At 43.3% G+C, this 203-nt stretch carries 1 protein-coding gene; it reads left to right on the plus strand.

What is annotated here, in order from left to right; all coding sequences use genetic code 11:
- The coding region (locus A4R26_RS13670) for an AMP-binding protein (RefSeq protein ID WP_133054661.1) at positions 1–203 on the plus strand (203 nt) is incomplete at both ends.

Genomic DNA, 203 nt, shown 5'->3' on the forward strand with positions numbered 1-203 from the left:
GGAAGAAGAGAAGCATAAGCTGCTGGTCACCTTCAACGATACGGCCGTAGCTTATCCAAAAGACAAGACAATAGTAGATCTATTCGAAGAGCAGGTTGCAAAGACTCCAGGGAATATAGCCGTAGTATTTGAGGATACAGAACTGACTTATAGAGAGCTGGATGAACAGTCCAATCAGCTGGCTCATTACCTGAGAGATAATT

The organism is Niastella populi, assembly GCF_002078015.1.
Taxonomy (GTDB): Bacteria; Bacteroidota; Bacteroidia; order Chitinophagales; family Chitinophagaceae; genus Niastella; species Niastella populi.